This is a genomic window from Flavobacterium sp., from assembly GCF_031537875.1.
Lineage (GTDB): Bacteria > Bacteroidota > Bacteroidia > Flavobacteriales > Flavobacteriaceae > Flavobacterium.
The window spans coordinates 52,563-76,726 of sequence record NZ_JAVKNB010000005.1; the positions used below are offsets into that span (position 1 = coordinate 52,563).

Annotated in this window: 25 protein-coding genes; 14 read left to right on the forward strand and 11 right to left on the reverse strand. The window is 36.7% G+C overall.

Annotation, left to right across the window (positions count from 1 at the left end; all coding sequences use genetic code 11):
- Positions 1-5 precede the first annotated feature (5 nt).
- The 4 genes from RMR09_RS01725 (at position 6) to hflX (ending at position 3,674) form a co-directional block, all read left to right on the forward strand.
- The gene (locus tag RMR09_RS01725) at positions 6-1,361 is read left to right on the forward strand and encodes a DUF5689 domain-containing protein (RefSeq protein WP_310594114.1); all 1,356 of its coding nucleotides are present in this window, start codon (positions 6-8) and stop codon (positions 1,359-1,361) included.
- Positions 1,362-1,416: 55 nt separating this feature from the next.
- Positions 1,417-1,833 carry a hypothetical protein gene (locus tag RMR09_RS01730; protein ID WP_310594115.1) on the forward strand — a complete coding sequence of 139 codons (417 nt, stop codon included), beginning with the start codon at positions 1,417-1,419 and terminating at the stop codon, positions 1,831-1,833.
- 78 nt (positions 1,834-1,911) lie between these two features.
- Positions 1,912-2,343 carry a VOC family protein gene (locus RMR09_RS01735; RefSeq protein WP_310594116.1) on the forward strand — a complete coding sequence of 144 codons (432 nt, stop codon included), beginning with the start codon at positions 1,912-1,914 and terminating at the stop codon, positions 2,341-2,343.
- Between the two features lie 104 nt (positions 2,344-2,447).
- Positions 2,448-3,674, forward strand: a complete 1,227-nt coding sequence (hflX, locus tag RMR09_RS01740) for a GTPase HflX (RefSeq protein ID WP_310594117.1) — start codon at positions 2,448-2,450, stop codon at positions 3,672-3,674.
- A gap of 40 nt (positions 3,675-3,714) precedes the next feature.
- Here the strand turns inward: hflX and RMR09_RS01745 are convergent, their stop codons facing one another.
- Genes RMR09_RS01745 through RMR09_RS01770 form a run of 6 tightly spaced genes read right to left on the reverse strand, consistent with a single transcriptional unit; the run spans position 3,715 to position 7,543 of the window.
- On the reverse strand, positions 3,715-4,563 hold the full coding sequence (locus RMR09_RS01745) for a DUF3078 domain-containing protein (protein ID WP_310594118.1): 849 nt from the start codon (positions 4,561-4,563) through the stop codon (positions 3,715-3,717).
- A gap of 46 nt (positions 4,564-4,609) precedes the next feature.
- Entirely contained in the window at positions 4,610-5,125 is a 516-nt protein-coding gene (locus RMR09_RS01750) for a DUF2480 family protein (RefSeq protein ID WP_310594119.1), read from the reverse strand.
- Between the two features lies 1 nt (position 5,126).
- On the reverse strand, positions 5,127-5,450 hold the full coding sequence (locus RMR09_RS01755) for an SUF system Fe-S cluster assembly protein (protein ID WP_229318030.1): 324 nt from the start codon (positions 5,448-5,450) through the stop codon (positions 5,127-5,129).
- A 6-nt stretch (positions 5,451-5,456) separates the two neighbouring features.
- The gene (locus RMR09_RS01760) at positions 5,457-5,876 is read right to left on the reverse strand and encodes a SufE family protein (RefSeq protein WP_310594120.1); all 420 of its coding nucleotides are present in this window, start codon (positions 5,874-5,876) and stop codon (positions 5,457-5,459) included.
- A gap of 16 nt (positions 5,877-5,892) precedes the next feature.
- Positions 5,893-6,315: a hypothetical protein gene (locus RMR09_RS01765; RefSeq protein ID WP_310594121.1), complete on the reverse strand. Its 423-nt coding sequence runs from the start codon at positions 6,313-6,315 to the stop codon at positions 5,893-5,895.
- A gap of 13 nt (positions 6,316-6,328) precedes the next feature.
- Positions 6,329-7,543: a cysteine desulfurase gene (locus RMR09_RS01770; RefSeq protein ID WP_310594122.1), complete on the reverse strand. Its 1,215-nt coding sequence runs from the start codon at positions 7,541-7,543 to the stop codon at positions 6,329-6,331.
- A 247-nt stretch (positions 7,544-7,790) separates the two neighbouring features.
- Here RMR09_RS01770 and RMR09_RS01775 point away from each other — a divergent pair, with 247 nt between their 5' ends.
- Together RMR09_RS01775 and RMR09_RS01780 are read left to right on the forward strand one after the other, a co-directional pair.
- Complete coding sequence (locus tag RMR09_RS01775; RefSeq protein ID WP_310594123.1) at positions 7,791-9,137, forward strand: serine hydrolase; 1,347 nt, start codon at positions 7,791-7,793, stop codon at positions 9,135-9,137.
- 4 nt (positions 9,138-9,141) lie between these two features.
- Positions 9,142-9,648: a hypothetical protein gene (locus RMR09_RS01780; protein ID WP_310594124.1), complete on the forward strand. Its 507-nt coding sequence runs from the start codon at positions 9,142-9,144 to the stop codon at positions 9,646-9,648.
- Between the two features lie 62 nt (positions 9,649-9,710).
- On the opposite strand, the gene sufD is transcribed toward RMR09_RS01780, so the two are convergent.
- The 4 genes from sufD to RMR09_RS01800 form a co-directional block, all read right to left on the reverse strand.
- Positions 9,711-11,027 carry a Fe-S cluster assembly protein SufD gene (sufD, locus tag RMR09_RS01785; RefSeq protein WP_310594125.1) on the reverse strand — a complete coding sequence of 439 codons (1,317 nt, stop codon included), beginning with the start codon at positions 11,025-11,027 and terminating at the stop codon, positions 9,711-9,713.
- Between the two features lie 77 nt (positions 11,028-11,104).
- Positions 11,105-11,854: a Fe-S cluster assembly ATPase SufC gene (sufC, locus tag RMR09_RS01790; RefSeq protein WP_310594126.1), complete on the reverse strand. Its 750-nt coding sequence runs from the start codon at positions 11,852-11,854 to the stop codon at positions 11,105-11,107.
- Positions 11,855-11,900: 46 nt separating this feature from the next.
- Complete coding sequence (sufB, locus tag RMR09_RS01795; protein WP_310594127.1) at positions 11,901-13,349, reverse strand: Fe-S cluster assembly protein SufB; 1,449 nt, start codon at positions 13,347-13,349, stop codon at positions 11,901-11,903.
- Between the two features lie 117 nt (positions 13,350-13,466).
- The gene (locus RMR09_RS01800; RefSeq protein WP_310594128.1) at positions 13,467-13,796 is read right to left on the reverse strand and encodes an iron-sulfur cluster assembly accessory protein; all 330 of its coding nucleotides are present in this window, start codon (positions 13,794-13,796) and stop codon (positions 13,467-13,469) included.
- Between the two features lie 174 nt (positions 13,797-13,970).
- On the opposite strand from RMR09_RS01800, the gene RMR09_RS01805 reads away from it, so the two are divergent.
- The 7 genes from RMR09_RS01805 (at position 13,971) to trpS (ending at position 21,794) form a co-directional block, all read left to right on the forward strand.
- Entirely contained in the window at positions 13,971-14,831 is an 861-nt protein-coding gene (locus tag RMR09_RS01805; RefSeq protein ID WP_310594129.1) for an MBL fold metallo-hydrolase, read from the forward strand.
- Positions 14,832-14,898: 67 nt separating this feature from the next.
- Complete coding sequence (locus RMR09_RS01810; protein ID WP_310594130.1) at positions 14,899-16,479, forward strand: S8 family peptidase; 1,581 nt, start codon at positions 14,899-14,901, stop codon at positions 16,477-16,479.
- 57 nt (positions 16,480-16,536) lie between these two features.
- The gene (locus RMR09_RS01815) at positions 16,537-18,408 is read left to right on the forward strand and encodes a M1 family metallopeptidase (RefSeq protein ID WP_310594131.1); all 1,872 of its coding nucleotides are present in this window, start codon (positions 16,537-16,539) and stop codon (positions 18,406-18,408) included.
- An 11-nt stretch (positions 18,409-18,419) separates the two neighbouring features.
- Positions 18,420-18,791 carry a DoxX family protein gene (locus RMR09_RS01820; protein WP_310594132.1) on the forward strand — a complete coding sequence of 124 codons (372 nt, stop codon included), beginning with the start codon at positions 18,420-18,422 and terminating at the stop codon, positions 18,789-18,791.
- 153 nt (positions 18,792-18,944) lie between these two features.
- Positions 18,945-19,964, forward strand: coding sequence for a hypothetical protein (locus tag RMR09_RS01825; protein WP_310594133.1), 1,020 nt, complete (start codon positions 18,945-18,947; stop codon positions 19,962-19,964).
- A 2-nt stretch (positions 19,965-19,966) separates the two neighbouring features.
- Complete coding sequence (locus tag RMR09_RS01830) at positions 19,967-20,725, forward strand: polysaccharide deacetylase family protein (RefSeq protein ID WP_310594134.1); 759 nt, start codon at positions 19,967-19,969, stop codon at positions 20,723-20,725.
- 88 nt (positions 20,726-20,813) lie between these two features.
- On the forward strand, positions 20,814-21,794 hold the full coding sequence (gene trpS, locus RMR09_RS01835) for a tryptophan--tRNA ligase (RefSeq protein WP_310594135.1): 981 nt from the start codon (positions 20,814-20,816) through the stop codon (positions 21,792-21,794).
- A 94-nt stretch (positions 21,795-21,888) separates the two neighbouring features.
- Here trpS and dprA read toward each other — a convergent pair whose 3' ends face one another.
- Positions 21,889-22,989: a DNA-processing protein DprA gene (gene dprA / locus RMR09_RS01840; protein ID WP_310594136.1), complete on the reverse strand. Its 1,101-nt coding sequence runs from the start codon at positions 22,987-22,989 to the stop codon at positions 21,889-21,891.
- 218 nt (positions 22,990-23,207) lie between these two features.
- Here dprA and RMR09_RS01845 point away from each other — a divergent pair, with 218 nt between their 5' ends.
- The gene (locus RMR09_RS01845) at positions 23,208-24,143 is read left to right on the forward strand and encodes an SPOR domain-containing protein (protein ID WP_310594137.1); all 936 of its coding nucleotides are present in this window, start codon (positions 23,208-23,210) and stop codon (positions 24,141-24,143) included.
- Positions 24,144-24,164: the final 21 nt, after the last annotated feature.

Consider the following 24,164-nt stretch of genomic DNA (forward strand, 5'->3'; position numbering starts at 1 on the left):
TTACTATGAAATTCCAAATTTTAATTCGTGTGTTTTGTTTTGTAATTGCTTTATCAACTACAAATTGTGTCAAAGACGAAGTCGCTATCCCTTCGCTAGAATGCACCCAACCCAATTGGACTGTAAATCGAACGGTGAAGGACGTGCGTGCCTCTGCCGATGCGATTGTGGCTCAGTATAAATTTGACGATATTATCGAAGCCTATGTGGTTTCGTCTGATGAACATGGCAACTTTTTCAAAAGCATTTCGTTTCAAACTTTGGCAACAGCCACACAACCCGCTATTGGTTTCAGTGTTCCCGTTGACGTGAGCAACACCTACATCGATTATCGATTGGGCAACAAAGTCTACTTAAAACTCAAGGATCAATACACTGATATTTTTTATGGCGGTTTACGCATTGGAAACATTTTTGTCAATTCGTTTAACGAAGGAGGTGTAGGACGGCTTTCGCAAAACGACTATAAAAAGGTACTTAATGCTTCTTGCACTACGGTGAGCGAAGCGGTTTTAACCAAGTCGATTGCGCTTAGTGATGTGCTGAACGACAAATATCTTAATACATTGGTTGAATTGTCTGACGTCCAGTTTTCGGCAGAAGCGATTGGGAGGCATTTCTACGAAAGCAGTAACGATGTTGGTAGTGGCACCAATTGGAATTTGGAAGACAAATTGGGAAACAAACTGTTTTTTAGAACCAGCAGTTATGCTGATTTTGCTTCAGGAATTGTGCCTTCCGGCAGTGGAAAAGTGAAAGGTGTTTTAACCAAATTCGGCACCGATTATCAATTAGTGGCGCGTTCTGAAAAGGACGTTTCCCTTGCCGGCAAACGTAATGCACCCTTTTTTGCAGAGAATTTTGAAACTATCGTTGCCAATACCAACATTAACTTAGCCGGTTGGTCGAATATCGTTCAAAAAGGGAGTTTATATTGGAAAGGCTCGGTTTATTCTGGAAATGGTTGTGCCGAATATGCTATTAGCGGTACCAAAGTTGCTTCGAATGTGGGTTGGTTAATCTCTCCTAAAATCGATTTAGACACCCATACATGCGAAATTTTAACTTTTCGCGCAGCGCAGCATCATTTAGAGATCGATTCGTCTTTGAATGCTTTAGACGTCTTTATTTCGAATAATTTTGATGGTGTGAACATTTCGTCAGCAACTTGGATTCCATTAAAGGCAAATTTACCCACTCAAGCCACACCTTGGTATCAATTTGTGGGTTCGGGCGGCATTGATTTGTCTTCCTACAAAGGAAAGGTCAATGTTGCCTTTAGATACACGGGTTCAGGGAAAACACTCACCTTGGACGGCGCTTTTCAAATTGACGATGTTCAGATTTATGGGGAGAAGTAATGAAATACAGCGTCATTTTTATATTTTTGAAATACCACAATTAAACATAAAACAAATGAAAAAATTAATAGCCTTTTTAATTATTAGTTTAAATGTAGTTGCCCAAAACAATGGCGAAAAAAAAGATATTCATTTCCGTTATTTAGCAGTTGAAAAAAACACCAAGGATACTTTAATTGGTGCTTTTACTGAGGTTTTTTCGGGAAATAAAAGAATATTAGCAAAATGTTGTACCGATTTTGACGGTTTGGAAAGGTTTACTCTTAATGTAAATGACATTGTAGATAATAAAATTGTTATGAAGATTTATGGGATGAAATGTAAGCCCTTCAAAAAAAGATTTATTGTAAATGGAGACGTTAAAACAACTATTTATCTCAAATATGGGAAAACGGATTATAACAAAGTAACAGATGAGGACTGGATGAGAAAAAAATTAAACATAGAATATGAAATAGTTAATGATGATTAAAAAATTAAACATAGAATTTGAAATAGTTAAGTGTAGCTTTATCGATTCTATTAATGTCAAACCACAAATCAATAAAACATGGCAAAAATAAATCCTCATATCAACTTCAATGGCAATGCCGAAGAAGCCTTTACTTTTTACAAATCCGTTTTTGGAGGAGAATTCGCCATGGTCATGCGTTTCTCGGCCTTATCAAGTCCTGAATTTCCTGTTGCCGAACACGAAGCCAACAAAATTATGCACATTGCATTACCCATTGGCAGCTCTGTTTTAATGGGAAATGATGTTCCTGAAATATTGGGAAAGACCAATGAAAACGAGAATAGAAGCAAAATTGCAATTAGTGCCGAAAGCAAAGAAGAAGCGGACCAACTTTTCAACGGCCTTTCAAAAGATGGAACTGTTGAAATGCCTATAGGAGATAGTCCTTGGGGGTCTTATTTCGGGATGTTTAGAGACAAATACGGCATTGAATGGATGGTTGATTATGATCCAAAATACAATAGCTAAGCGCCTAAGTATCTCAAATATTTGTTTCGTTTGAAAATCATAGCAATTCAGATTTATCGGAATAAGTAAAAGCAAATGATTAAATTTGTAGCTTATTCAATGTTATGCTAGAAAAAGAAGTATTAAATTTCGAAAAAACCGCCATCGTAGGTATTGTTACTCAGAATCAATCCGAGGAAAAACTAACGGAATATTTGGACGAATTGGAGTTTTTGACTTTTACCGCTGGAGGACAGGTGGTGAAACGCTTTTGGCAAAAAATGGACAAGCCAAATCCTAAAACTTTTTTAGGGACAGGAAAAATAGACGAAATCAATCTGTATGTCAAAGAAAATGAAATTTCAACCGTAATTTTTGACGACGAATTAACACCCTCGCAACAAAAAAATATCTCTAGAATTATTGATTGTAAAATTCTAGACCGCACCAATTTAATCTTAGATATTTTTGCTCAAAGAGCCGAAACTTCATACGCCAGAACTCAAGTAGAATTGGCACAATGTATTTATTTATTACCTCGTTTGTCTGGCCTTTGGACGCACTTGGAACGTCAAAAAGGAGGTATTGGAATGCGTGGTCCAGGAGAAACCGAGATTGAAACTGACCGTCGTATTGTTCGTGATCGTATTTCCCTTTTGAAAGACAAAATCAGAACGATTGACAAACAAATGGGTGTTCAGCGCAGCAACCGTGGCGCAATGGTTCGTGTGGCTTTAGTGGGTTATACCAATGTAGGAAAATCAACTTTGATGAATACCGTGGGTAAAAGCGAAGTTTTTGTGGAAAATAAATTATTTGCCACTTTAGATACTACCGTTCGTAAAGTAGTCATCAAAAACTTGCCATTTTTACTTTCGGATACCGTAGGGTTCATCAGAAAATTGCCTACGCAATTAGTGGATTCGTTCAAGAGTACCCTTGATGAGGTTCGTGAAGCCGATTTATTGTTGCACGTGGTGGATATTTCTCATCCTGATTTTGAAGATCATATTGTGGCGGTAAACCAAATTTTACAAGACATCAAAGCCAATGATAAACCTGTGATTATGGTATTCAATAAAATTGATTCCTATCAACATTTGACCATTGACGAAGATGATTTAATGACCGAAAGAACCACGCGCCATTACACACTTAACGAGTGGAAATCGACTTGGATGAATCGTGTGGGAGAACAAAACGCCTTGTTTATTTCGGCTACCCAAAAAGAGAACTTCGAAGAATTTAGAGAGCGCGTGTACGAAGCGGTACGACAAATACACATTACCCGTTTTCCGTACAATAAATTCTTGTATCCTGATTATAAAGACGCTATCGAAAAAGAAGAATAAAAACAAAACCCTCTTGAATCAAGAGGGTTTTTTATTAAAATTAAAATCCGTAATTAATTCCTAGACCAAAGACTTCTCTCGTTTGTAATGCCTGAATGGAATTATCATCATAAATGGTTTGTAATGCAATATTTGCCGAAAGGAATTGATTGATTTTCATATACACGCTCATTTGATAATCAACGTCAACATTTTTGGGGTGATCCAAATAATTGGAATATAAATTAATGCGGTTTTCAATAGACACATTAGTTATCAAATTGAATTTATAATAGCCCGAAATACTCGCTCCAAACTCTAGTCGCGATTGATTGCCTTGCAAGACCCCGAAAGAGGAAGTTGTAGCAGTAAAATAGGGATCTACAACAATTAACTTCATTGTTGCCGGTGCTAAATTGACACTAAAATTGTTGCTTTTTTTCCACAACATTCCAGGTCCAAGTTGAAAATACGCAGGCGAAAAGAAATGAGACAAACGAATCCCATCTGCATTATAACCCGCATCTATTTGAGTTTTAAAATTAAAAAAGGCAGAGTAATACCAGTCGCTATCCGCTTTTTTACCCCAAAGCGAATTCAACTCTAATCGGTCATCTGTTTTAGAGATTCTAGGCGCATCTTTGATCTTCGTTAGACCATACGCTACGATGAATTTATTGTCCCAAACTACCTTGCCTTTTTTATAATTAATATCATAATTCAAAGCAAAATTTCCTGCATAATTAGAACTACCTCCGGCCTGCCATTCTTTATTAAAAGACGACTGATTGAACAGTAAAGAAATGGTGCCTTTTTGGGTCCAATGTTCGAGAGTATCATTGGTGATTTCTTGCGCCTGAACGGCAACAAAAAAACAAAATACTAGTACTGAAAAGATTTTCTTTTTCATAAATGGGTATTTGGAATCAGTAAGATACAAAAATAAAAGGGTATTGTTATTCCTTTTTCGCTGATTTGTATAAAGGAACTGCTGAACACGCTTCGCCAAACATAACGCTTTTCGAAACTTTAATTAATTTTTGAATTGCCAAGGTATACACTTGATTAGGAACTGCTTTTTTGGAACATCCTTTCAAAATAACTGGGTTTTCAAAATAATCGGTGTAATCGAGTTTGTTTAAAATGTCTTGATACCATTCAATTATGGCTAATTCCTTATTGCCATGAATGGTTTTTAAAGCAAATGGCGCTAAATGAACCGCCACTAAAGCAAATGTCCAGGCAGGTAAAATCGCATCGGTGGAACAATACATAGCCACGTATTTATCTTGAAAATTAGACCAGTCGTAATTTTTTAATTGTGATCTAAAGTCGGCTTCTCTCAAAATAAATCCTTCCGCTAACCACTGCGAAACGTCTAAATCAACCACATGCTCGTCTGGATAGTAATCTTCTAAATCGAAAACCATCAAGGAACTTTGTGCTACTTTATTAATAATTTCGTCTTCCATTTTACAGCATTCCCAACTCTAATTTGGCTTCTTCACTCATCAAATCTTTGCTCCACGGCGGGTCAAACGTAATCTCTACATCGGCCGATTTAACGTTTTCAATTGACTTTACTTTTTCTTCCACTTCTCTTGGTAAACTCTCTGCAACGGGACAGTTAGGGGAGGTTAATGTCATTAAGATTTTTACTTCGTAATCGGTATTCACCATTACGTCATAAATCAATCCTAATTCATAGATGTCAACCGGAATCTCAGGATCGTAAATCGTTTTTAATTTTTTTACAATCGCTTCTCCTAATTCATTAGTGTCTATTTCTTGTGTCATACTATTTTATTTTTTTGAATTAAATGCCAAAGCATACATTTTTATGTTTTTAATCATTGAAACGAGTCCATTAGCACGAGTTGGCGACAAATGTTCTTTTAATCCAATCTGATCTATAAAATCCATATCGGCTTCCAAGATATCCGCTGGTTTTTGATTGGAAAAAACCCGAATTAAAATAGCAATAATTCCTTTAGTTAATATTGCATCGCTATCTGCTGTAAAAACGACTGTATCTCCTTTTTGTTCGCCTTGCAACCATACCTTGGATTGACAACCTTTGATGATGTTCTCTTCCGTTTTGAACTCTTCTTTGATTAAGGGTAAGTTTTTACCCAATTCAATGATGTATTCGTACCGTTGCATCCAATCGTCAAATAGAGAGAACTCCTCTACAATTTCATCTTGTATTTCCTTAATTGTCATACTCAAATTTTACTTTTTACTTTACAAAAGAAAGTATTTTATTCACTATTTTTTCTGTTTCTGCGGGGGGATACCCATGATCAAAACTTTGGGATTCGTATGTTTTTCCTTGTTTTGTTATTTTCAAATTAGCAATCGCTGCTCCGTCAAACAATCGTTTTTCCGTTGGCGCTTTCAATTGGGAAAGTAATTCTAAATCCAACTCCTGAATGGCCATATTTAAACTTTTCCAATCCGCAATTGGTATTTTAAAGGCAACTGGTTTTTCATCTCTGGTTTTGGTTATAAAAACCATTTGATTTTCTATTGTAACCACTTGATAAAAACCTCTCGAATAGGCTTTGTATTCGACTTTTATTGTGCTGTCTGTTGCTTTTTTTTGCCCAGAACATCCTGCAAAAACCAAAATACTCAACAACAAAACAATCCCTTTTTTCATTTCTAAGTCAGTTTTAAGACAGCATCATTTTAGCTTTCTTCACCGCCTCCACCATAACGTCAATTTCTTCTTTGGTATTGTAAAAAGCAAACGAAGCACGAATCGTTCCCGGAATTTCAAAGAAATTCATAATTGGTTGGGCGCAGTGGTGTCCCGTACGAACTGCAATGCCTAATTTATCCACAATAGTTCCAATATCATACGGATGAATCCCGTCAATATTAAATGAAATCACCGAGGTTTTTGCTTCGGCAGTTCCGTAAATTTTTAGACCTTCTATTTTCGATAATTGTTCTGTAGCATAGGCTAACAATTCTAGTTCTTGTTCTTGAATGTTCTCAAAACCAATTGAATTCATATAATCAACTGCCGTTCCTAATACAATTCCGCCTGCAATGTTAGGCGTTCCGGCTTCAAATTTATGTGGCAAATCAGCATAGGTGGTTTTCTCAAAAGTAACTTCTTTAATCATCTCGCCTCCTCCTTGATAAGGCGGTAATTGATTTAACCACACTTCTTTTCCGTACAAAATTCCAGTTCCTGTTGGCCCACACATTTTGTGTCCAGAAAAAGCATAAAAATCACAATCTAATTCCTGTACATTCGGTTTTAAATGCGGAACTGCTTGCGCGCCATCAATAAAAACAGCGGCGCCAAATTGATGCGCGCGGTCAATGATATATTTAATGGGGTTGATGGTTCCCAACGCATTCGAAATATGATTCACCGTTACGATTTTCGTTTTATTCGAAAGCAATTGGTCAAATTCTGCCATAACCAATTCGCCCTTTTCATTCATCGGAATGACTTTCAAAACAGCACCTGTTTTTTCGCACAACATTTGCCAAGGCACAATATTACTGTGGTGTTCCAAAGCCGAAACCAGCACCTCATCACCCGCCTTCAAAAGCGATACAAATCCATTGGCTACCAAATTTACACCATGTGTAGTACCCGAAGTAAAAAGTACTTCGTGAGGAAACTTTGCGTTGATATGGTTTTGGATTTTAGCTCGAGACACTTCGTAGGCATCGGTGGCTAACTGACTTAACGTATGCACCCCGCGATGAATATTCGCATTGATTTCCTGATAATAAGTCGCAATCGCATCAATCACCACTTGGGGTTTTTGCGAAGTCGCTCCGTTGTCAAAATACACCAAAGGTTTTCCATTCACTTGTCGAGAAAGTATCGGAAAATCGGCTCTTATTTTTTGAATATCAAACATTTATTTAGAATTTTTCTAAATACAAAAGTAGTAAAATTGCAGTGGATTTTTCAAAATAATTTTGCTTGTTTTTAGGAGCATTTATTTTGTGTTTCAAAGGCGTTTTGTCCCGCTGTACGCTCTATCTTTTTGGCTAAAAGCCTAAAAAGGATGCCGCTCCCATCGGGGCTAGAATACATCCCTGTTTTTTCAGTTGAAAATAGTTCCCAATTTTTCTTTACATTGCATCAATTTCAAATCACTCCAAATGAAAAAATTACTCCAATTGATTGGTATTACAGCTGTTATTGGGCTGTTGTATTTTGGATTTACCACCTATCCAAAACTTGATTTAATCTCGGGTTTCTCTGCCAAAAGCATCGCTTCGGGACATTTTATTGATCATCGTTCGCAAGAACTCATCGAAAAAGGCGACAACGACATCAACCTCATCGATTTAGCACAAAATACAATCGACGAAGCAGGTCAATTTGCCACCGCTTCGGTCAACGGTTTAAAAGAGCGCAAAGCCATTTATCGAGAAGGACTAGGTGTTACTTTAATCAACGATAATTTTGATAGTACTAAACCCTATTTAGTTCCTAAAAGAACTTCATCAAACGCTAACTTAATCTATCCGTATGGCGATGCAGAACAAAAAGACACGGTTTTTTCAAACATTGATTACGATCAATTGAACCGAACAGTGGACAACGCTTTTGACAAAAAAGGGCAAAAAAACAAACGCACCCGTTCTGTAATTGTGATTTATAAAGACAAAATCATTGCAGAGAAATACGATACAGGATTTACAAAAAACAGTAAAATACTAGGTTGGTCCATGACCAAAAGTATTACGGCAACTTTATTTGGAATTCTAGAAAAACAAGGAAAATACAACATTTATCTCCCATCTCCTATTCCGGAATGGGCCAATGATGAGCGCAAAAAAATTACGACTAATGATTTATTGCACATGAATTCAGGTTTAGAATGGGAAGAGAATTATGGGGCGATTTCAGATGTAACTAAAATGCTTTTTCAAGCGGAAGATATGACCCGTTCACAACTCGAAAAACCGCTAGCTTTTCAACCCAATACCCATTGGTATTATTCGTCTGGAACTACTAATTTACTTTCGGGTATCTTGAGAAAACAATTCAAAACGCATCAAGAATATCTCGATTTTTGGTATTCGGCATTGATTGATAAAATCGGGATGCACTCGATGTTAGTAGAAACCGATATGGCAGGCAATTACGTAGGATCGTCTTACGGATGGGCAACCACACGCGATTGGGCAAAGTTTGGGTTGTTGTATTTACACCAAGGCAATTGGAACGGAGAGCAACTTTTCAAACCAAGTTGGGCAAAATATGTGGCAACGCCTACCAACACTTCAAACGGGCAATACGGAGGACAATTCTGGCTCAATGCTGGTGGCCGTTTTCCTGATGCACCAAAGGATTTGTATTTCGCCAGTGGTATTCAAGGGCAAATGGTGGCCATTTTCCCAAGTCACGAATTGGTTGTCGTTCGAATGGGACTCAAAGAAGATCCTGAATTTAATTTTAATGGATTGCTAGGCGGAATTATTCGCAGTATCAAAAAGTAACTATATGAAAAGAAATTTATACCTGTTAATAACACTATCAATAACATCTATTGTTTTTTTAATAATGGGTTATTGTGAAAAATTAGTTTTTAATTACAAATTATATACGGGGTTATCTTTTATTGTTTTGTGCTATATTTTATACTTTATTTCAAGCAAATATTTAAATTATGCTTTGGGTCTAATTCTATTTTTAGGCATATTGAATCTCATTTCTTTTGTCCCTTTTTCAATAGTTTTTAGTATTGGTTACATCAAATTTGAACTAATTCCTTTGTTCTTTTTAATTGTATTTATTTACAATAATAAAAGTAGAATTCTAGATATAATTCTGAGTTTCAATTCTAATACTGAAGAAGAAAAAATAAATGAAAGTCAATTAAAGTTTGAAAAAATTAAAAAAGAATTTAAAAATTTATCTAACAATGAATTAGAAAAAAGATTAACTTATGATTTAACTCCTGAAGCTAAAAAGGCATTATTAGAAATAAAAAAAGAAAGAGATATTTAATAAAAAAGAGCGCAAAGTTTAAAACCCTTGCGCTCTTTTTTTATTCTTTAATTTATTCTTTTTTACAAATCGAACCCTAATTTCACGCCCAATTTATTAGCAATAATTGCTGTGATTCGTTTCTTTAATTCGGGTATTTTGATGCTTTCGATAACCGCATTCGAAAACGCATACATCAATAACGCTTTGGCTTCTTTCTTTGGAATACCGCGTTGTTGCATATAAAACAAAGCCGTTTCGTCTAGTTGGCCTACCGTACATCCATGTGAACATTTTACATCATCTGCAAAAATTTCCAATTGCGGTTTGGCATTGATTGTCGCCTTATCGCTTAACAAGATGTTATTGCTTTTTTGAAAAGCATTCGTCTTTTGCGCTTCTTTTTCTACATATACTTTTCCATTGAAAACCCCTGTCGAACGATCTGAAAAGATTCCTTTATAATCTTGGAAACTTTCGCAATTCGGCTGCGCATGGTGTACCAAAGTATAATGATCCACATGTTGCTTGTCGCCAATAATCGTGATTCCGTTCAAAGTACTCGTCAACCGCTCACCAAAATGATAGAAATTCAAGTTGTTTCGCGTCAAATTTCCTCCAAAAGAGAAAGTATGAACCGACACATGGCTTTCTTGTTTTTGAGACACGTAGGTATTGTCAATTAGATTCGCTTCTAACTCGTCGTTTTGGATTTTATAGTAGTCCACAATCGCTCTTTTTTGAGCAAAAATCTCAGTAACTGAATTCGTCAAAACTGCATTTTCATTCAAGCATTGGTGTCTCTCAATAATTTGAACATGCGAATTTTCTCCTATAATAACCAAATTTCTTGGCTGCACCAAAAGAGCTGCTTCTGAACCCGTAGAGAAATACATAATCTCAATTGGTTTGTCGGCCACTTTGCTTTTTGGAATATTAATATAAGCTCCTTCATTGGCGAAAGCCGTATTTAAAGAAGTTAAACTTTCATCCTTGCTGGCAATTTGGTTAAAATAGGTGTCAATTACCATTTTATATTTGGGTTTTGTTAATGCCGAAGACATCAAACAAACATCAATCCCGTCATGAGTAGTAGAAGACAAATGCGAACTGAAAACTCCATCAATAAACACCACTTTGTACGTGTCTATTTCATGTAAAAAGTATTTTTTTACATCCTTGAACTCAATCGTCACTTCATTCTTTGGGAATACACTAAAATCTTTCTTTAGAATTGCGTTCAAAGAAGTGTATTTCCAAGCCTCATCTTTCTTCGTAGGGAAACCTTTATTTTCAAAGTTTTTTATAGCAGCAGTGCGCACATCATGAAGTTCGCTTTGAACATCAATGCTCTCCTCAAAAGCCATAAAAGACGATAGTAATTTTTCTTTTAATTCCATTTTTTAAAGTTATCGGTTGTCCGTTGTTGGTTGTTGGTTGTCCGTTCAAAAACGGAAAACAGAAAACGGAGAACATTTTAAACCAACTCTTCCTTAATCCAGTCGTAACCTCTTTCTTCTAGCTCTAAAGCCAATTCCTTAGTGCCTGATTTTACGATTTTTCCGTCCATCAAAACATGGACAAAGTCAGGAACAATATAGTCTAACAAACGTTGGTAGTGCGTAATTACTAAAACGGCATTGTTTGAGTTTTTTAATTTATTTACACCGTTAGCTACAATTCGTAACGCATCGATATCCAAACCAGAATCTGTTTCGTCCAAAATAGCGATTTTAGGCTCTAACATTGCCATTTGAAAAATCTCGTTACGTTTCTTTTCTCCACCCGAAAAACCTTCGTTTAAAGAACGTGACAAGAATTTTCTGTCCATTTCTAATAATTCCGATTTTTCACGAATCAATTTCAGCATTTCGTTAGCTGGCATTTCGTCTTGACCATTGGCTTTACGTTTTTCGTTAATGGCTGTTTTGATGAAATTAGTTACCGAAACTCCTGGAATTTCTACCGGATATTGAAACGACAAAAACACGCCTTTGTGTGCTCTTTCTTCTGGAGCTAATTCAGAAATATCTTCGTTTTCCAAAAAGATTTCTCCATCCGTAACTTCGTAATTTTCGTTTCCAGCAATAATGGAAGACAAGGTGCTTTTACCAGCGCCGTTTGGCCCCATAATGGCGTGAACTTCTCCTGCTTTTACCTCAAGATTGATTCCTTTTAATATTTCTTTATCGCCAATTGAAGCGTGTAGATTGCTTATTTTTAACATTTTATTCTTTTATTTTAAACCATTAAAGTGTTACGATTCTTTGCGTTTACCCGACGCTTCCTTCTAGCGAAATTTCTAGTAATTTTTGTGCTTCAACGGCAAATTCCATTGGCAATTTATTCAAGACATCTTTACTAAATCCGTTTACGATTAAGGCAATGGCTTTCTCTGTTGGAATTCCTCGTTGGTTACAATAAAACACTTGGTCTTCGCCAATTTTACTTGTGGTCGCTTCGTGTTCTATTTTAGCAGATGGATTTTTACTTTCGATGTACGGAAACGTATGTGCGCCGCAACTGTTACCCATTAACAACGAATCGCATTGCGAAAAGTTACGAGCATTATCTGCTCTAGCGCTAATTTGAACCAATCCACGGTAACTGTTTTGTGATTTTCCTGCCGAGATTCCTTTCGAAATAATCGTTGATTTGGTGTTTTTACCCAAGTGAATCATTTTCGTTCCTGTATCGGCTTGTTGGAAATTATTAGTTACAGCAATCGAATAAAATTCACCTACCGAATTGTCTCCTTTCAAAACTACCGAAGGATATTTCCAAGTTACGGCAGAACCGGTTTCAACTTGAGTCCAAGAAATTTTAGCGTTTTTCTCGCACAAACCTCTTTTGGTTACAAAGTTAAAAACCCCTCCTTTTCCTTCCTTGTTCCCTGGATACCAGTTCTGAACTGTAGAATATTTAATTTCAGCATCTTCCATGGCAATTAATTCTACAACGGCAGCGTGCAATTGATTTTCATCACGGCTTGGCGCCGTACATCCTTCCAAATAACTCACATAACTACCTTCGTCAGCAATTAAAAGTGTTCTTTCAAATTGACCTGTTCCTGCTTGGTTAATTCTAAAATAAGTAGATAATTCCATTGGGCATCTTACCCCTTTTGGAATATAACAGAACGAACCGTCTGAAAACACCGCTGAATTTAAAGCCGCGTAGAAGTTGTCTTTTTGTGGAACAACGGTTCCTAAATATTTTTGAACCAATTCTGGATATTCGCGAATCGCTTCCGAAATACTCATGAAAATAATCCCTTTTTCGGCCAATGTTTTCTTGAATGTAGTCGCTACTGAAACCGAATCTACTACAATGTCCATCGCTACATTATTCAATTTTTTTTGCTCGTCGACAGAGATTCCTAATTTTTTGTACATCGCCAAAAGTTCTGGGTCTACATCGTCTAGCGTTTTATTTGGGTCGGCTTTTTTAGGTGCTGAGTAATACGAAATGGCTTGGAAATCAGGTTTCTCATAATGAACATTGGCCCATTCTGGTTCTACCATTTGCTCCCAAGCACGAAACGCCTCAATACGCCAATCCGTCATCCATTGCGGTTCTTCTTTTTTCTTAGAAATAGCACGCACAATATCCTCATTCAATCCAATAGGAAAGGTCTCCGAATCAAGTTCGGTATAAAACCCGTATTCGTACTCCTTGTTTTCGAGTTCAATTTTTAAATCGTCTTCAGTATATTTACTCATATCAGCCCCCTAACCCCCGAAGGGGGAACTCCTATTAGGGGTAAATAGGATTTTATAATTTTTGTGCCAAATAATTCCGTGCTCCAACAACTCCCCCTTTTGGGGGTGGGGGGCTTTTTATAAAGAAAAAGATTCCCCGCATCCACAAGTTCTACTTGCGTTAGGGTTGTTGAATACAAATCCTTTTCCGTTTAAACCTCCTGAAAATTCCAAAACCGTTCCTGCTAAGTACAAAAATGATTTTTTCTCCACGGCAATTTTCACATTGTTATCTTCAAAAACTTTGTCGTTTTCGGTTAATTCTTTGTCGAATTTCAATTCATAAGACAAGCCCGAACAACCACCACTTTTTACGCCCACACGAACGTAATCTTGGGTAGCATCAAAACCGTCTTCTTGCATCATATCGATGATCTTTTTGCTGGCAGTATCTGAAACTTTTATCATATGCTGAATATTGTTATTTTTATTTTTTCTAAATAAAGGACAAAGATAATACCTTTTAAAGGAATTGCCATAGCTAATAAGATTTTTATAACTAATGTTAGCATAGAAAAAATTGATTTCAAGAATTAGAAACAAACAATTTAGTAATTTGCAAAGATTTTAATTGAAAAAGCGATGAAATTATACCCTATTGAAACCGGAAATTTTAAACTCGATGGAGGTGCTATGTTTGGCGTGGTGCCAAAAACCATTTGGAACAAAACCAATCCTGCCGACGACAACAACTTGATTGATATTGCAGCACGTTGTTTACTGATTGAAGATGGAAGTCGATTGATCTTGATTGACACTGGAATGGGAGATAAACAATCAGACAAATTTTTTGGATATTATTCCCTTTGGGGAAGCCATTCTTTAGATAAAAGCTTGGCAAAATACGGTTTTCATCGCGATGATATTACTGATGTGTTTATGACGCATTTGCATTTTGATCACTGCGGCGGAAGCATTCAATGGAATAAAGATCGAACTGGTTACGAACCTGCCTTTAAAAATGCTACTTTTTGGAGCAACGAAAACCATTGGCAATGGGCTACTGAACCCAACGTAAGAGAAAAAGCTTCGTTCTTGAAAGAAAATATTATCCCGATGCAAGAAAGTGGGCAGCTGCGTTTTATTCAAAGACCCGAAGAAGATTATTTAGTCAAATCAGAACTGGGTTTTGGTATTTTATTTGTTGATGGTCACACCGAAAAACAAATGATTCCGCACTTGCAATACCAAGATAAAACGATCGTTTTTTGTGCTGATTTATTGGCGACAGCAGGTCATATTCCGATTCCGTACGTGATGGGTTATGACACACGTCCGCTGTTGACAATGCCTGAAAAAACTAAATTTATGAACTTGGCTGCTGAAAACAACTATTATTTATTCTTGCAACACGATGCCCATAATGAGATCATCACGGTAGAAAAAACCGAAAGAGGTGTTCGTTTAAAAGATGTGTTTTCTGCTGACGAAATATTAAAATAAAGTTAATCGTTGCGATTAATTTACCGAAATAAAAGTATTTTTGAATAATCATTAAAAACCAAACCCGATGAAAAAAATAAACGTACCTCTTTTATCACTTCTTGTGATGGTTGGTTTGTCACTTTCGACAAATGCACAAACTGTTACTAAAAAAGCAAAACTAACAGAAGCCGAATTGAACCGATGGAGTCATTTGGATTTAGCCAAAGACACCATTCCAGGAATGAGTGTTGATAAAGCCTATGCCGAATTATTGAAAGGCAAAAAAGGAGTTTCCGTTATTGTTGGAATTGTAGACTCTGGGGTGGATATTGAACACGAAGATTTAAAATCAGTGGTTTGGACCAATAAAAAAGAAATCCCCGGAAACGGAATTGACGATGATAAAAATGGATACATCGACGATATTCACGGATGGAACTTCCTTGGCGACATCACTAAAGAAAACGTAGAATATGAACGCATCATCAAAGACAAATCATTAGTTGACGAAAAAACCTACTTGGCTGCCAAAGCTATGAATGACAAAAAAGTAGCCGAAGCGACACAAGGAAAAACACGTTTAGAACAAATGTTAGCTACCATTGCTGAAGGAGATGCTACTTTAAGCAAACATTTAGGCAAAACAACCTACACTGCTGAAGAAGTAAATGCTATTAACTCCGAAGTTCCGGCAATACAAAAAAGTAAAGCTGATATGCAAAAAATGCTGTCTTATGGAATGCCAATTTCAGAATTAAAAGAGGCCATTCAAAAACAATTAGACGGTTTTGTTGCTTTGCTAAACGGAGACAACCTTAAAACAGATTATCGAAAAGTGTTAGGAGACAATCCAGAAGACATCACCAACACTAAATACGGTAATAACAACGTGATGGGGCCAGACAAAACCGAAATTCTTCACGGAACTCACGTAGCTGGAATTGTAGCTCAAGTGAGAAACAACAACATTGGAGGAGACGGAATTGCCAATAATGTTCAAATTTTAACAGTGCGTGCCGTGCCTGATGGAGACGAATACGATAAAGACATTGCATTAGGAATTCGCTATGCAGTAGACAATGGTGCCAAAGTCATCAATGGAAGTTTTGGAAAACCTTTTTCTCCTCACAAACAATGGGTATATGACGCGATTAAATACGCTGAAAAGAAAGACGTTTTGATTGTTCATGCAGCAGGAAACGACGCAAAAGACATTGATTACAATGACAATTATCCAAATGATTCTGACGATAAAGTAACTGAATTTGCTGATAATTTAATCACAGTAGGTGCTTTAAACTATGAATACGGAAACAAAGTAGTGGCTCGTTTTTCTAACATTGGAAAAATCAATGTGGACGTTTTTGCTCCTGGAGTAAAAATTTACGCTAGTACACCTAACAACACTTACAAATTATTACAAGGAACTTCTATGGCATCGCCAAACGTAGCTGGAGTAGCTGCTTTGATTCGTTCGTACTATCCAAAATTATCTGCTAAGCAAGTAAAGCACATTTTGATGGATTCAGGAGTGGGTATAGAAAGTGATGTGATTGTGGGTGGAAAACCTGCTGATTCTCGACCATTTTCGGCTCTTTCTAAATCTGGGAAAATGGTTAATGCATACAATGCATTACAAATGGCTGAAAAATTATCTAAAAAATAATTGAAAAAGGAACTTTAACTTGGAAGGGCTTATGCCCTTCCTTTTTTATTTTATAGCATGAAAAACCTCTTTTTAATCGCTGCTTTTTCTTTCGGAATTACTGGAATAGCACAAAACACTTCCTATTGGCAACAACACGTTGATTATAAAATGGACGTGAAAATGGACGTGAAAACCTATCAATACAAAGGAAAACAAGAATTAGTGTATACCAATAATTCACCGGACACCCTTCGTAAGGTATACTATCATTTATACAATAATGCATTCCAACCGGGAAGCGAAATGGATGCGCGAATTCAAAGTATCAAAGATCCAGACGCAAGAATGGTTCGCAAAATAAAAATAGGCGATACAGAGGCAAAAGAAAGCCGAATCAAAACCTTGAAACCAAATGAAATTGGGTATTTACACATTTCTAATTTCAAACAAGACGGACAAAATGCTTTGGCAAAAGAAGTGGGAACTGTTTTGGAAGTGACTTTGGCAAAGCCAATTTTACCCAATTCTAAAACCACTTTCAGCTTGGATTTTGATGGTCAAGTGCCAGTTCAAATTCGCCGTTCTGGAAGAAATAATGCTGAGGGTGTGGAATTATCCATGGCGCAGTGGTATCCTAAATTAGCCGAATTTGATTTTGAAGGTTGGCACGCCGATCCGTACATCGCTAGAGAATTTCACGGTGTTTGGGGGAATTTTGATGTAAACATTACCATCGATTCCAACTATATTTTAGGCGGTTCTGGCTATTTGCAAAACAAAAACGAAATTGGATACGGTTATCAAGAAGCCGGAGTTACCGTAGTGCAACCCAAGAAAACCAAAACACTTACTTGGCATTTTATAGCGCCAAATGTACACGATTTTACATGGGCTGCCGACAAAAACTACCTTCACGATGTGGTACAAGGACCAAACGATGTGGCGATTCACTTTTTATACAAAAACAATCCTGCTATTATCGAGAATTGGAAAAAACTAGAGCCGTTAATGGTCAAAGTAATGGGATTTTACAATACTACTGTGGGGAACTATCCGTACAAACAATATTCTTTTATTCAAGGTGGCGATGGCGGAATGGAATATGCGATGTGTACTTTAATGCTTGGAAACGGAACATTTGAAGGTATTTCGGGAACTGCCGCTCACGAGTTAGGGCATTCTTGGTTCCAACATATTTTAGCCTCTAATGAGTCTAAACATCCTTGGATGGACGAAGGTTTTACTTCGTTTATTGAAGACTTAGCACTCAACGAATTTGCTGAAAAGAAAGTGACTAACCCATTCAAAGGGAGTTATATAACTTATGCCAAATTAGTCGAATCGGGCAAAGAGCAACCACAAAGTACCCACGGTGATCGTTTTGATGAAAACCGTTCTTATAGCATAGCTTCCTATGTTAAGGGAGGTATTTTTTTGTCGCAATTGGGCTATGTGATTGGGGAAGAAAAATTAAAAGAAACTTTGAAACGCTATTTTAACGACTTTAAATTCAAACACCCAACACCGAATGACGTGAAACGCTCTGCAGAACGTGTTACAGGAGCTAATTTGGATTGGTATTTGTTAGACTGGACTGAAACAACCAACACTATCGATTACGGCATTAAAGACGTAAAAGACAATGCTGGGGCAACTACTATAACCTTAGAACGAATCGGAAGAATGCCAATGCCAATCGATGTATTAGTGGAATATGCTGATGGTACTTCAGAAAGTTTTTATATTCCATTGCGTATGATGAGTTTTGAAAAAGAAAATCCAATGCCAACTATCAAAAGAACCGTTTTAAACGACTGGGCATGGGCATATCCTTCTTTTGAATTTACTATAGCTCAACCTAAATCAAACATCAAAAAAATAACTATTGATCCTAGTGGTTTAATGGCAGATGTGAAACTAGAAAACAATAGTTATTTAACGAAATAACGATACGAAGAATGAAAAAAGAAAAAATAATTTTTTGGACCGCAACCACCCTAATTGCTTTGTTTGAAGGAGTGATGCCCGCCTTGACCTCACAAACTGAATTGGCTAAAGAAGGCATCCGACATTTAGGTTATCCTGAGTATTTTGGAAACGTCTTAGTTGTTTTTAAAGTTTTGGGAGTACTTGCCTTAGTAATTCCGCAAGTCCCGAAACGAATAACAGAATGGGCGTATGCTGGTTTTGCTTTTGACTTTATTTTTGCATCAATCAGTCATGGCGCTGTTGATGGGGTCAATGTACAAACCTTTTTCCCTTTGGTTTTTTTAGGAATTTTAACCGTTTCCTATATGTACTACCATAAATTAAATATGAGCAAGAACTAAACTTTGCTAAAGAATTTAAACTCTATAAAAACAAAAAGACCTAATTACTTAGGTCTTTTTTTATGCCTTTTAACGAAAATAAACGACGTTGGTCTGAAATACATTCGGGTGTAAAAAACCAATTGTACTTTTGGTTAAAAGGAAAATGAACTAATGAAACAGGTGCTGGTTATGCTGTTGTTTTTGGCTGTTGTACTATTAGTAGGCAGTTGTGAAAAAGCACGCACAGCACCTGCGTTAGTTAAAAAAGAAACCGTAACTGATTCTGTCTCAAAAGAACCTGTCACTACCCCCATTGATACTGTCGATTACAATCGGCGTGTTGAAGCATTGAGCAACAAAGACGCTTCTGGGCGTTGGCCTGTAAAAACAGTTTATCCATTAGCTGGAGCTGTCTTACCCTATCACCGTATTGTGGCATTTTACGGGAATTTATATTCTAAACGCATGGGGATTTTGGGCGAACTCCCCAAACAACAAATGCTGCAAAAACTTCAGTTAGAAGTAAATCGATGGCGCAAAGCCGACGCTTCTGTAATCACAATTCCAGCGCTACATTACATCGCTATTACTGCACAAAACACGCATGGCAAAAACAATTTGCACCGATTACGAATGCCTTATCATCAAATAGATATTGTGGTGGATTGGGCAAAAGAAATCAATGGATTGGTTTTTTTAGATGTTCAGGTGGGACACAGTACACTGGAAAATGAATTGCCTACGTTAACTAAATATTTGCAGCTACCTTTTGTTCATTTGGGCATTGACCCTGAGTTTTCAATGAAAAATGATGAGTCTCCAGGATCAAAAATTGGAACGTATTCGGCAGAGGACGTTAACTATACGATTCGGTTTTTAGCCAAAATTGTTCGCGAAAATCATCTCCCTCCAAAAGTTCTAATTGTGCATCGATTTACTCAAAATATGGTTACTGATTATCAAAAAATAAAACCGCTTCCAGAAGTTCAAGTCGTGATGAATATGGATGGTTTTGGCAACAAAACCTTGAAAAAATCAACCTATCACGACTACATTTTTAAAGAACCCGTTCAATTTACAGGGTTCAAATTGTTTTATAAAAACGATACCAAAGGCAATGGTGCTGGGCTTTATTCGCCTGAAGAACTACTCCGATTCAAACCAAAACCCATTTACATTCAATACCAATAATTATGAGAAATAGTCTTATTTTATATATTGTTTTTTCCTTTTTTACAGTCGACTGGTCTTGTCCTGCCGTACCAAATAACAAAAAAGAAGTGCCTATTTTATGCTACCACAATATTAAAAATTTTAGTGCCAAAGCCAGTCCCAATATCAAAGCCTACACCACTACTCCAACACGATTTGCAGAACAAATGAAAGCATTATTTGATAGTGGATACCAAACCATTTCGCCCGAAGAATTGTATAATTATTTAACTCACAACACACCGTTACCGCCAAAACCTATACTGCTCACATTTGACGATACTCGGGCAGAACAATTTACTTTAGCAGTAGCCGAAATGAACAAATACCATTTTAAAGGGGTGTTTTTTATTATGACCGTTACAATAGGAAAACCAGGCTATATGACTAAAACCCAAATCAAAAAACTATCCCAAACTGGTCACACTATTGGCTTACATACTTGGGATCACTCTGCTGTTACACACTATACTGAATCTGATTGGAATAAGCAATTAATTGGCCCTCGGAAACAATTGGAAAACTTGATTGGTAAACCGGTTAATTATTTTTCGTACCCTTTTGGATTGTGGAATCAAAATGCCATTTTAAAACTTAAATCAGAAAATTTTAAACTGGCTTTTATACTTTCTTCCCAAAAAGATAAGACACATCCCGAATTTACCGTCAGAAGAAAAACCATAGCCGGAACTTGGTCTACTCCCACCATGTTAAAAGTGCTTCAGACTACTTTTCATTAAACAAAAATCCAACAGACTTAAAAAATCACGGGAAAGCTTGTGAAAATGAAGCAAACTTTGCGAACTTTGTACACAAGAAAAAACAACAATGGCAAAAATACTTACAGGAGTTCAAAGTACAGGAACTCCCCATTTAGGGAACTTATTAGGCGCAATCATTCCTGCAATTGAATTATCCAATAACCCAGCAAACGAATCCTTTCTTTTCATTGCTGATTTGCATTCGGTCACCCAAATAAAAAATGGCGAGACCTTACGTGCCAATACCTACAGTACGGCAGCGGCTTGGTTGGCTTGTGGACTAAATGTGGACAAAGTGGTTTTTTACCGTCAATCCGATGTGCCTCAAACGGCCGAATTGTCTTGGTACTTGAGTTGTTTTTTTCCGTTCCAAAGATTGACTTTAGCACATTCGTTCAAGGATAAATCAGATCGTTTAGAAGATGTGAATGCAGGATTATTTTCCTATCCAATGTTAATGGCTGCTGATATTTTATTGTATGATGCAGAGTTTGTTCCTGTGGGAAAAGACCAATTACAACACTTAGAAATCACGCGTGATGTCGCTTCTCGTTTCAATCACCAAATGGGTGAAACTTTTGTTATTCCTGAAGCTAAAATTCAAGAAGACAGTATGTTGATTCCGGGAACTAACGGCGGAAAAATGAGTAAATCGGCGAATAATGTAATCAACATCTTCTTAGATGACAAAGCCTTGCGCAAGCAAATTATGAGTATTGAAACGGATAGTACGCCACTAGAAGACCCAAAAAACCCTGATACTTGTAATGCTTTTGCTATTTATAAACTATTGGCCTCTGAAACGGAAATCGAAACTATGAAAGCCAATTATTTAGGTGGTAATTACGGTTATGGTCATGCCAAGCAAGCCTTGTTTGAACTGATTGTAGCAAAATTCAAAACCGAAAGAGAACAATACAATTACTACATGAACAACCTAGCCGAGGTAGATGAACTACTTCAAAAAGGCGCGCAAAAAGCAAGCGCTGTAGCGAATGGTGTTTTAGCAAAAGTGAGAGAAAAGTTGGGATTTGAAAAAATGGGATAACACCAATTTCACGGAATTTCACAAATTTTATTATTTCTAAAATTTCTCCAATCTGTGTTGCAATATCGTAAATCCAATATCGCAATATCGTATATTAAATCGCTTCAAACAACTTTCCCGGCAAAGGTCTAATCACGCCTTTCAGCTCCATATTCAACAAGATGCCTGAAATTTTAAAAATTGGAAAATCACATTCTAGAGCTATGATATCCAATAGTTCTTTCCCTGATTGTAGCAGGTAATCATAGATTTTTTGTTCGTCTTCATCCAAAGCAACAAACAATTGCTTTTGCACCGGTTTCACCGCTTTTTCCAAATCCCAATTCAGCATATAAATCAAATCAGCAGCACTAGTCAGCACATGTGCTTTTTGGGTTTTAATCAATGTATTACAGCCTTGACTGTATTTATCTGTCACGCGTCCTGGAACCGCAAACACATCCCGATTGTAATCATTCGCTATATTAGCCGTGATTAAACTACCTCCGCGCTCTGCCGATTCGATTACAATTGTCGCCTCGGTCATGCCCGCCACAATCCGATTTCGTCGGACAAAATTCTCTTTATCCGGATTCGAAGAACTCCAAAACTCAGTCATAAATCCGCCATTTTCTTCCATTTTAGCGACATATTTTTTATGAACTTTGGGGTAAATTTGATTCAATCCATGCGCCACAACTCCAATAGTTTGGAGATTGTTTTCCATAGCCAATTGATGTGCTACAATGTCAACGCCATAAGCAAAACCGCTTACAATAACCGGGTTTAAAGGCGCCAAGTCTTCGATGAGTTTTTTACAGAATTCGATGCCGTAGGAGGTGATTTGACGTGTCCCTACAATACTTATCGTTTTTCTATTTCTCAAATCAATGGTGCCTGAACTAAATAACACTAACGGACTATCTAAACAATGTTTCAGACGCTCTGGATAATCGCCGTCTTGAAAAGAGGTTGCAGTAATTTGATGGGAAGCAATAAATTCCAATTCGCTTTCTGCTTTCGCAAAAACCGATTGATCTTTGAAGTTTTGCAACAACACATTACCTATTCCGTCAATGGCAGCTAATTGCGATGATTTCGCTTTAAAAACAGCTTCGGCATGGCCAAAATGGGTTAGTAATTTTTTGGCTATAATATCGCCAACGCCCTCGACGCGTTGTAAGGCTAGCAAGTAAAATAATTCTTGGTCATTCATTTGGGGGCAAATTTGGAATCTAAATGTAATTAAAAATGGCGATTTGTCTGCGATTTTGAAATAAAAAATAGTGGCTAACTCTTTTTTATTCTTATTTTTGAAACAAGGCAAAATTATTAACTCACTGAAATAGAAACCGCTATAAAAAATTTGTCGATTGTTAATAAAAATTGTGAATAAAATTTTGATAACTATTTTCGTTGTATAACTTTGTTACTATGAAAATCGAAACTTATATCGCGCAACTTTTGTACCGTTACCAATGTGTAACAGTACCTGGTTTTGGTGCATTTTTAACTGAAATCCAATCCGCTCAATTAGTGGAAAGTTCCAACTCGTTTTTTCCTCCAAAAAAACTAATTTCTTTCAATGCTTATTTAAAAAATAATGATGGGCTGTTGGCTAATCATATTGCACAGACTGAGAAAACTTCTTACGAATATGCGGTAAGCGCTATTCAATACGAAGTGTTCAATTGGAAAAAAACCTTGCAAGAAACAGGCGTTTTCTCTATTAAAAATGTAGGTGATTTTTGTTTGAATGCAGATAGAAATTTAATTTTTACACCTTACGATCAAACCAATTACTTAAGTAGTTCTTTTGGTTTAAGTCCATTTGTTTCTCCTTTGGTTAAAAGAGCAATTTTTGAACAACAATTGGAAGCAATAGAAGAAAACGATACAATTCAATTGGTTCCTGAAACAAGAAATAAATATACGGTTTTAAAATATGCTGCTATTTTTGTTTTAGGATTAGGATTAACCGCTACAGTAGGCTATCCTATTTATCAAAATGAGATAGAAACTCAAAAAATAATTGTTGAAACCGCAGTTCAAAGACAGGTTCAAAACAAAATACAAGAAGCTACTTTCTTTATTGAAAGTCCAATTCCTGCTGTTACGCTTACTGTTAAAGAGGGGAAATTACCTTATCACATTATGGCAGGAGCGTTTAGAGACGAAGACAATGCACAACGTATTTTTGAAGATTTAAGTAGAAAAGGGTACAAAGCCAAACGCATTGAACGAAACAAACACGGTTTATATCCAGTACTTTATGGAAGTTTTTCTACCTATGCTGAGGCTGAAAAATTAAAAAACGAAATCAGAGCCAAAGAAAATCCTGAAGCTTGGATTTTAATTGAATCATTATAAATAAAAAACCGCCTTTCAGGG

Bases quoted from the DNA above. Each gene is read 5' to 3' on its own strand.
- RMR09_RS01725 (WP_310594114.1), top strand. From the start codon at position 6: ATGAAATTCCAAATTTTAATTCGTGTGTTTTGTTTTGTAATTGCTTTA.
- RMR09_RS01730 (WP_310594115.1), top strand. From the start codon at position 1,417: ATGAAAAAATTAATAGCCTTTTTAATTATTAGTTTAAATGTAGTTGCC.
- RMR09_RS01735 (WP_310594116.1), top strand. From the start codon at position 1,912: ATGGCAAAAATAAATCCTCATATCAACTTCAATGGCAATGCCGAAGAA.
- hflX (WP_310594117.1), top strand. From the start codon at position 2,448: ATGCTAGAAAAAGAAGTATTAAATTTCGAAAAAACCGCCATCGTAGGT.
- RMR09_RS01745 (WP_310594118.1), bottom strand. From the start codon at position 4,563: ATGAAAAAGAAAATCTTTTCAGTACTAGTATTTTGTTTTTTTGTTGCC.
- RMR09_RS01750 (WP_310594119.1), bottom strand. From the start codon at position 5,125: ATGGAAGACGAAATTATTAATAAAGTAGCACAAAGTTCCTTGATGGTT.
- RMR09_RS01755 (WP_229318030.1), bottom strand. From the start codon at position 5,450: ATGACACAAGAAATAGACACTAATGAATTAGGAGAAGCGATTGTAAAA.
- RMR09_RS01760 (WP_310594120.1), bottom strand. From the start codon at position 5,876: ATGACAATTAAGGAAATACAAGATGAAATTGTAGAGGAGTTCTCTCTA.
- RMR09_RS01765 (WP_310594121.1), bottom strand. From the start codon at position 6,315: ATGAAAAAAGGGATTGTTTTGTTGTTGAGTATTTTGGTTTTTGCAGGA.
- RMR09_RS01770 (WP_310594122.1), bottom strand. From the start codon at position 7,543: ATGTTTGATATTCAAAAAATAAGAGCCGATTTTCCGATACTTTCTCGA.
- RMR09_RS01775 (WP_310594123.1), top strand. From the start codon at position 7,791: ATGAAAAAATTACTCCAATTGATTGGTATTACAGCTGTTATTGGGCTG.
- RMR09_RS01780 (WP_310594124.1), top strand. From the start codon at position 9,142: ATGAAAAGAAATTTATACCTGTTAATAACACTATCAATAACATCTATT.
- sufD (WP_310594125.1), bottom strand. From the start codon at position 11,027: ATGGAATTAAAAGAAAAATTACTATCGTCTTTTATGGCTTTTGAGGAG.
- sufC (WP_310594126.1), bottom strand. From the start codon at position 11,854: ATGTTAAAAATAAGCAATCTACACGCTTCAATTGGCGATAAAGAAATA.
- sufB (WP_310594127.1), bottom strand. From the start codon at position 13,349: ATGAGTAAATATACTGAAGACGATTTAAAAATTGAACTCGAAAACAAG.
- RMR09_RS01800 (WP_310594128.1), bottom strand. From the start codon at position 13,796: ATGATAAAAGTTTCAGATACTGCCAGCAAAAAGATCATCGATATGATG.
- RMR09_RS01805 (WP_310594129.1), top strand. From the start codon at position 13,971: ATGAAATTATACCCTATTGAAACCGGAAATTTTAAACTCGATGGAGGT.
- RMR09_RS01810 (WP_310594130.1), top strand. From the start codon at position 14,899: ATGAAAAAAATAAACGTACCTCTTTTATCACTTCTTGTGATGGTTGGT.
- RMR09_RS01815 (WP_310594131.1), top strand. From the start codon at position 16,537: ATGAAAAACCTCTTTTTAATCGCTGCTTTTTCTTTCGGAATTACTGGA.
- RMR09_RS01820 (WP_310594132.1), top strand. From the start codon at position 18,420: ATGAAAAAAGAAAAAATAATTTTTTGGACCGCAACCACCCTAATTGCT.
- RMR09_RS01825 (WP_310594133.1), top strand. From the start codon at position 18,945: ATGAAACAGGTGCTGGTTATGCTGTTGTTTTTGGCTGTTGTACTATTA.
- RMR09_RS01830 (WP_310594134.1), top strand. From the start codon at position 19,967: ATGAGAAATAGTCTTATTTTATATATTGTTTTTTCCTTTTTTACAGTC.
- trpS (WP_310594135.1), top strand. From the start codon at position 20,814: ATGGCAAAAATACTTACAGGAGTTCAAAGTACAGGAACTCCCCATTTA.
- dprA (WP_310594136.1), bottom strand. From the start codon at position 22,989: ATGAATGACCAAGAATTATTTTACTTGCTAGCCTTACAACGCGTCGAG.
- RMR09_RS01845 (WP_310594137.1), top strand. From the start codon at position 23,208: ATGAAAATCGAAACTTATATCGCGCAACTTTTGTACCGTTACCAATGT.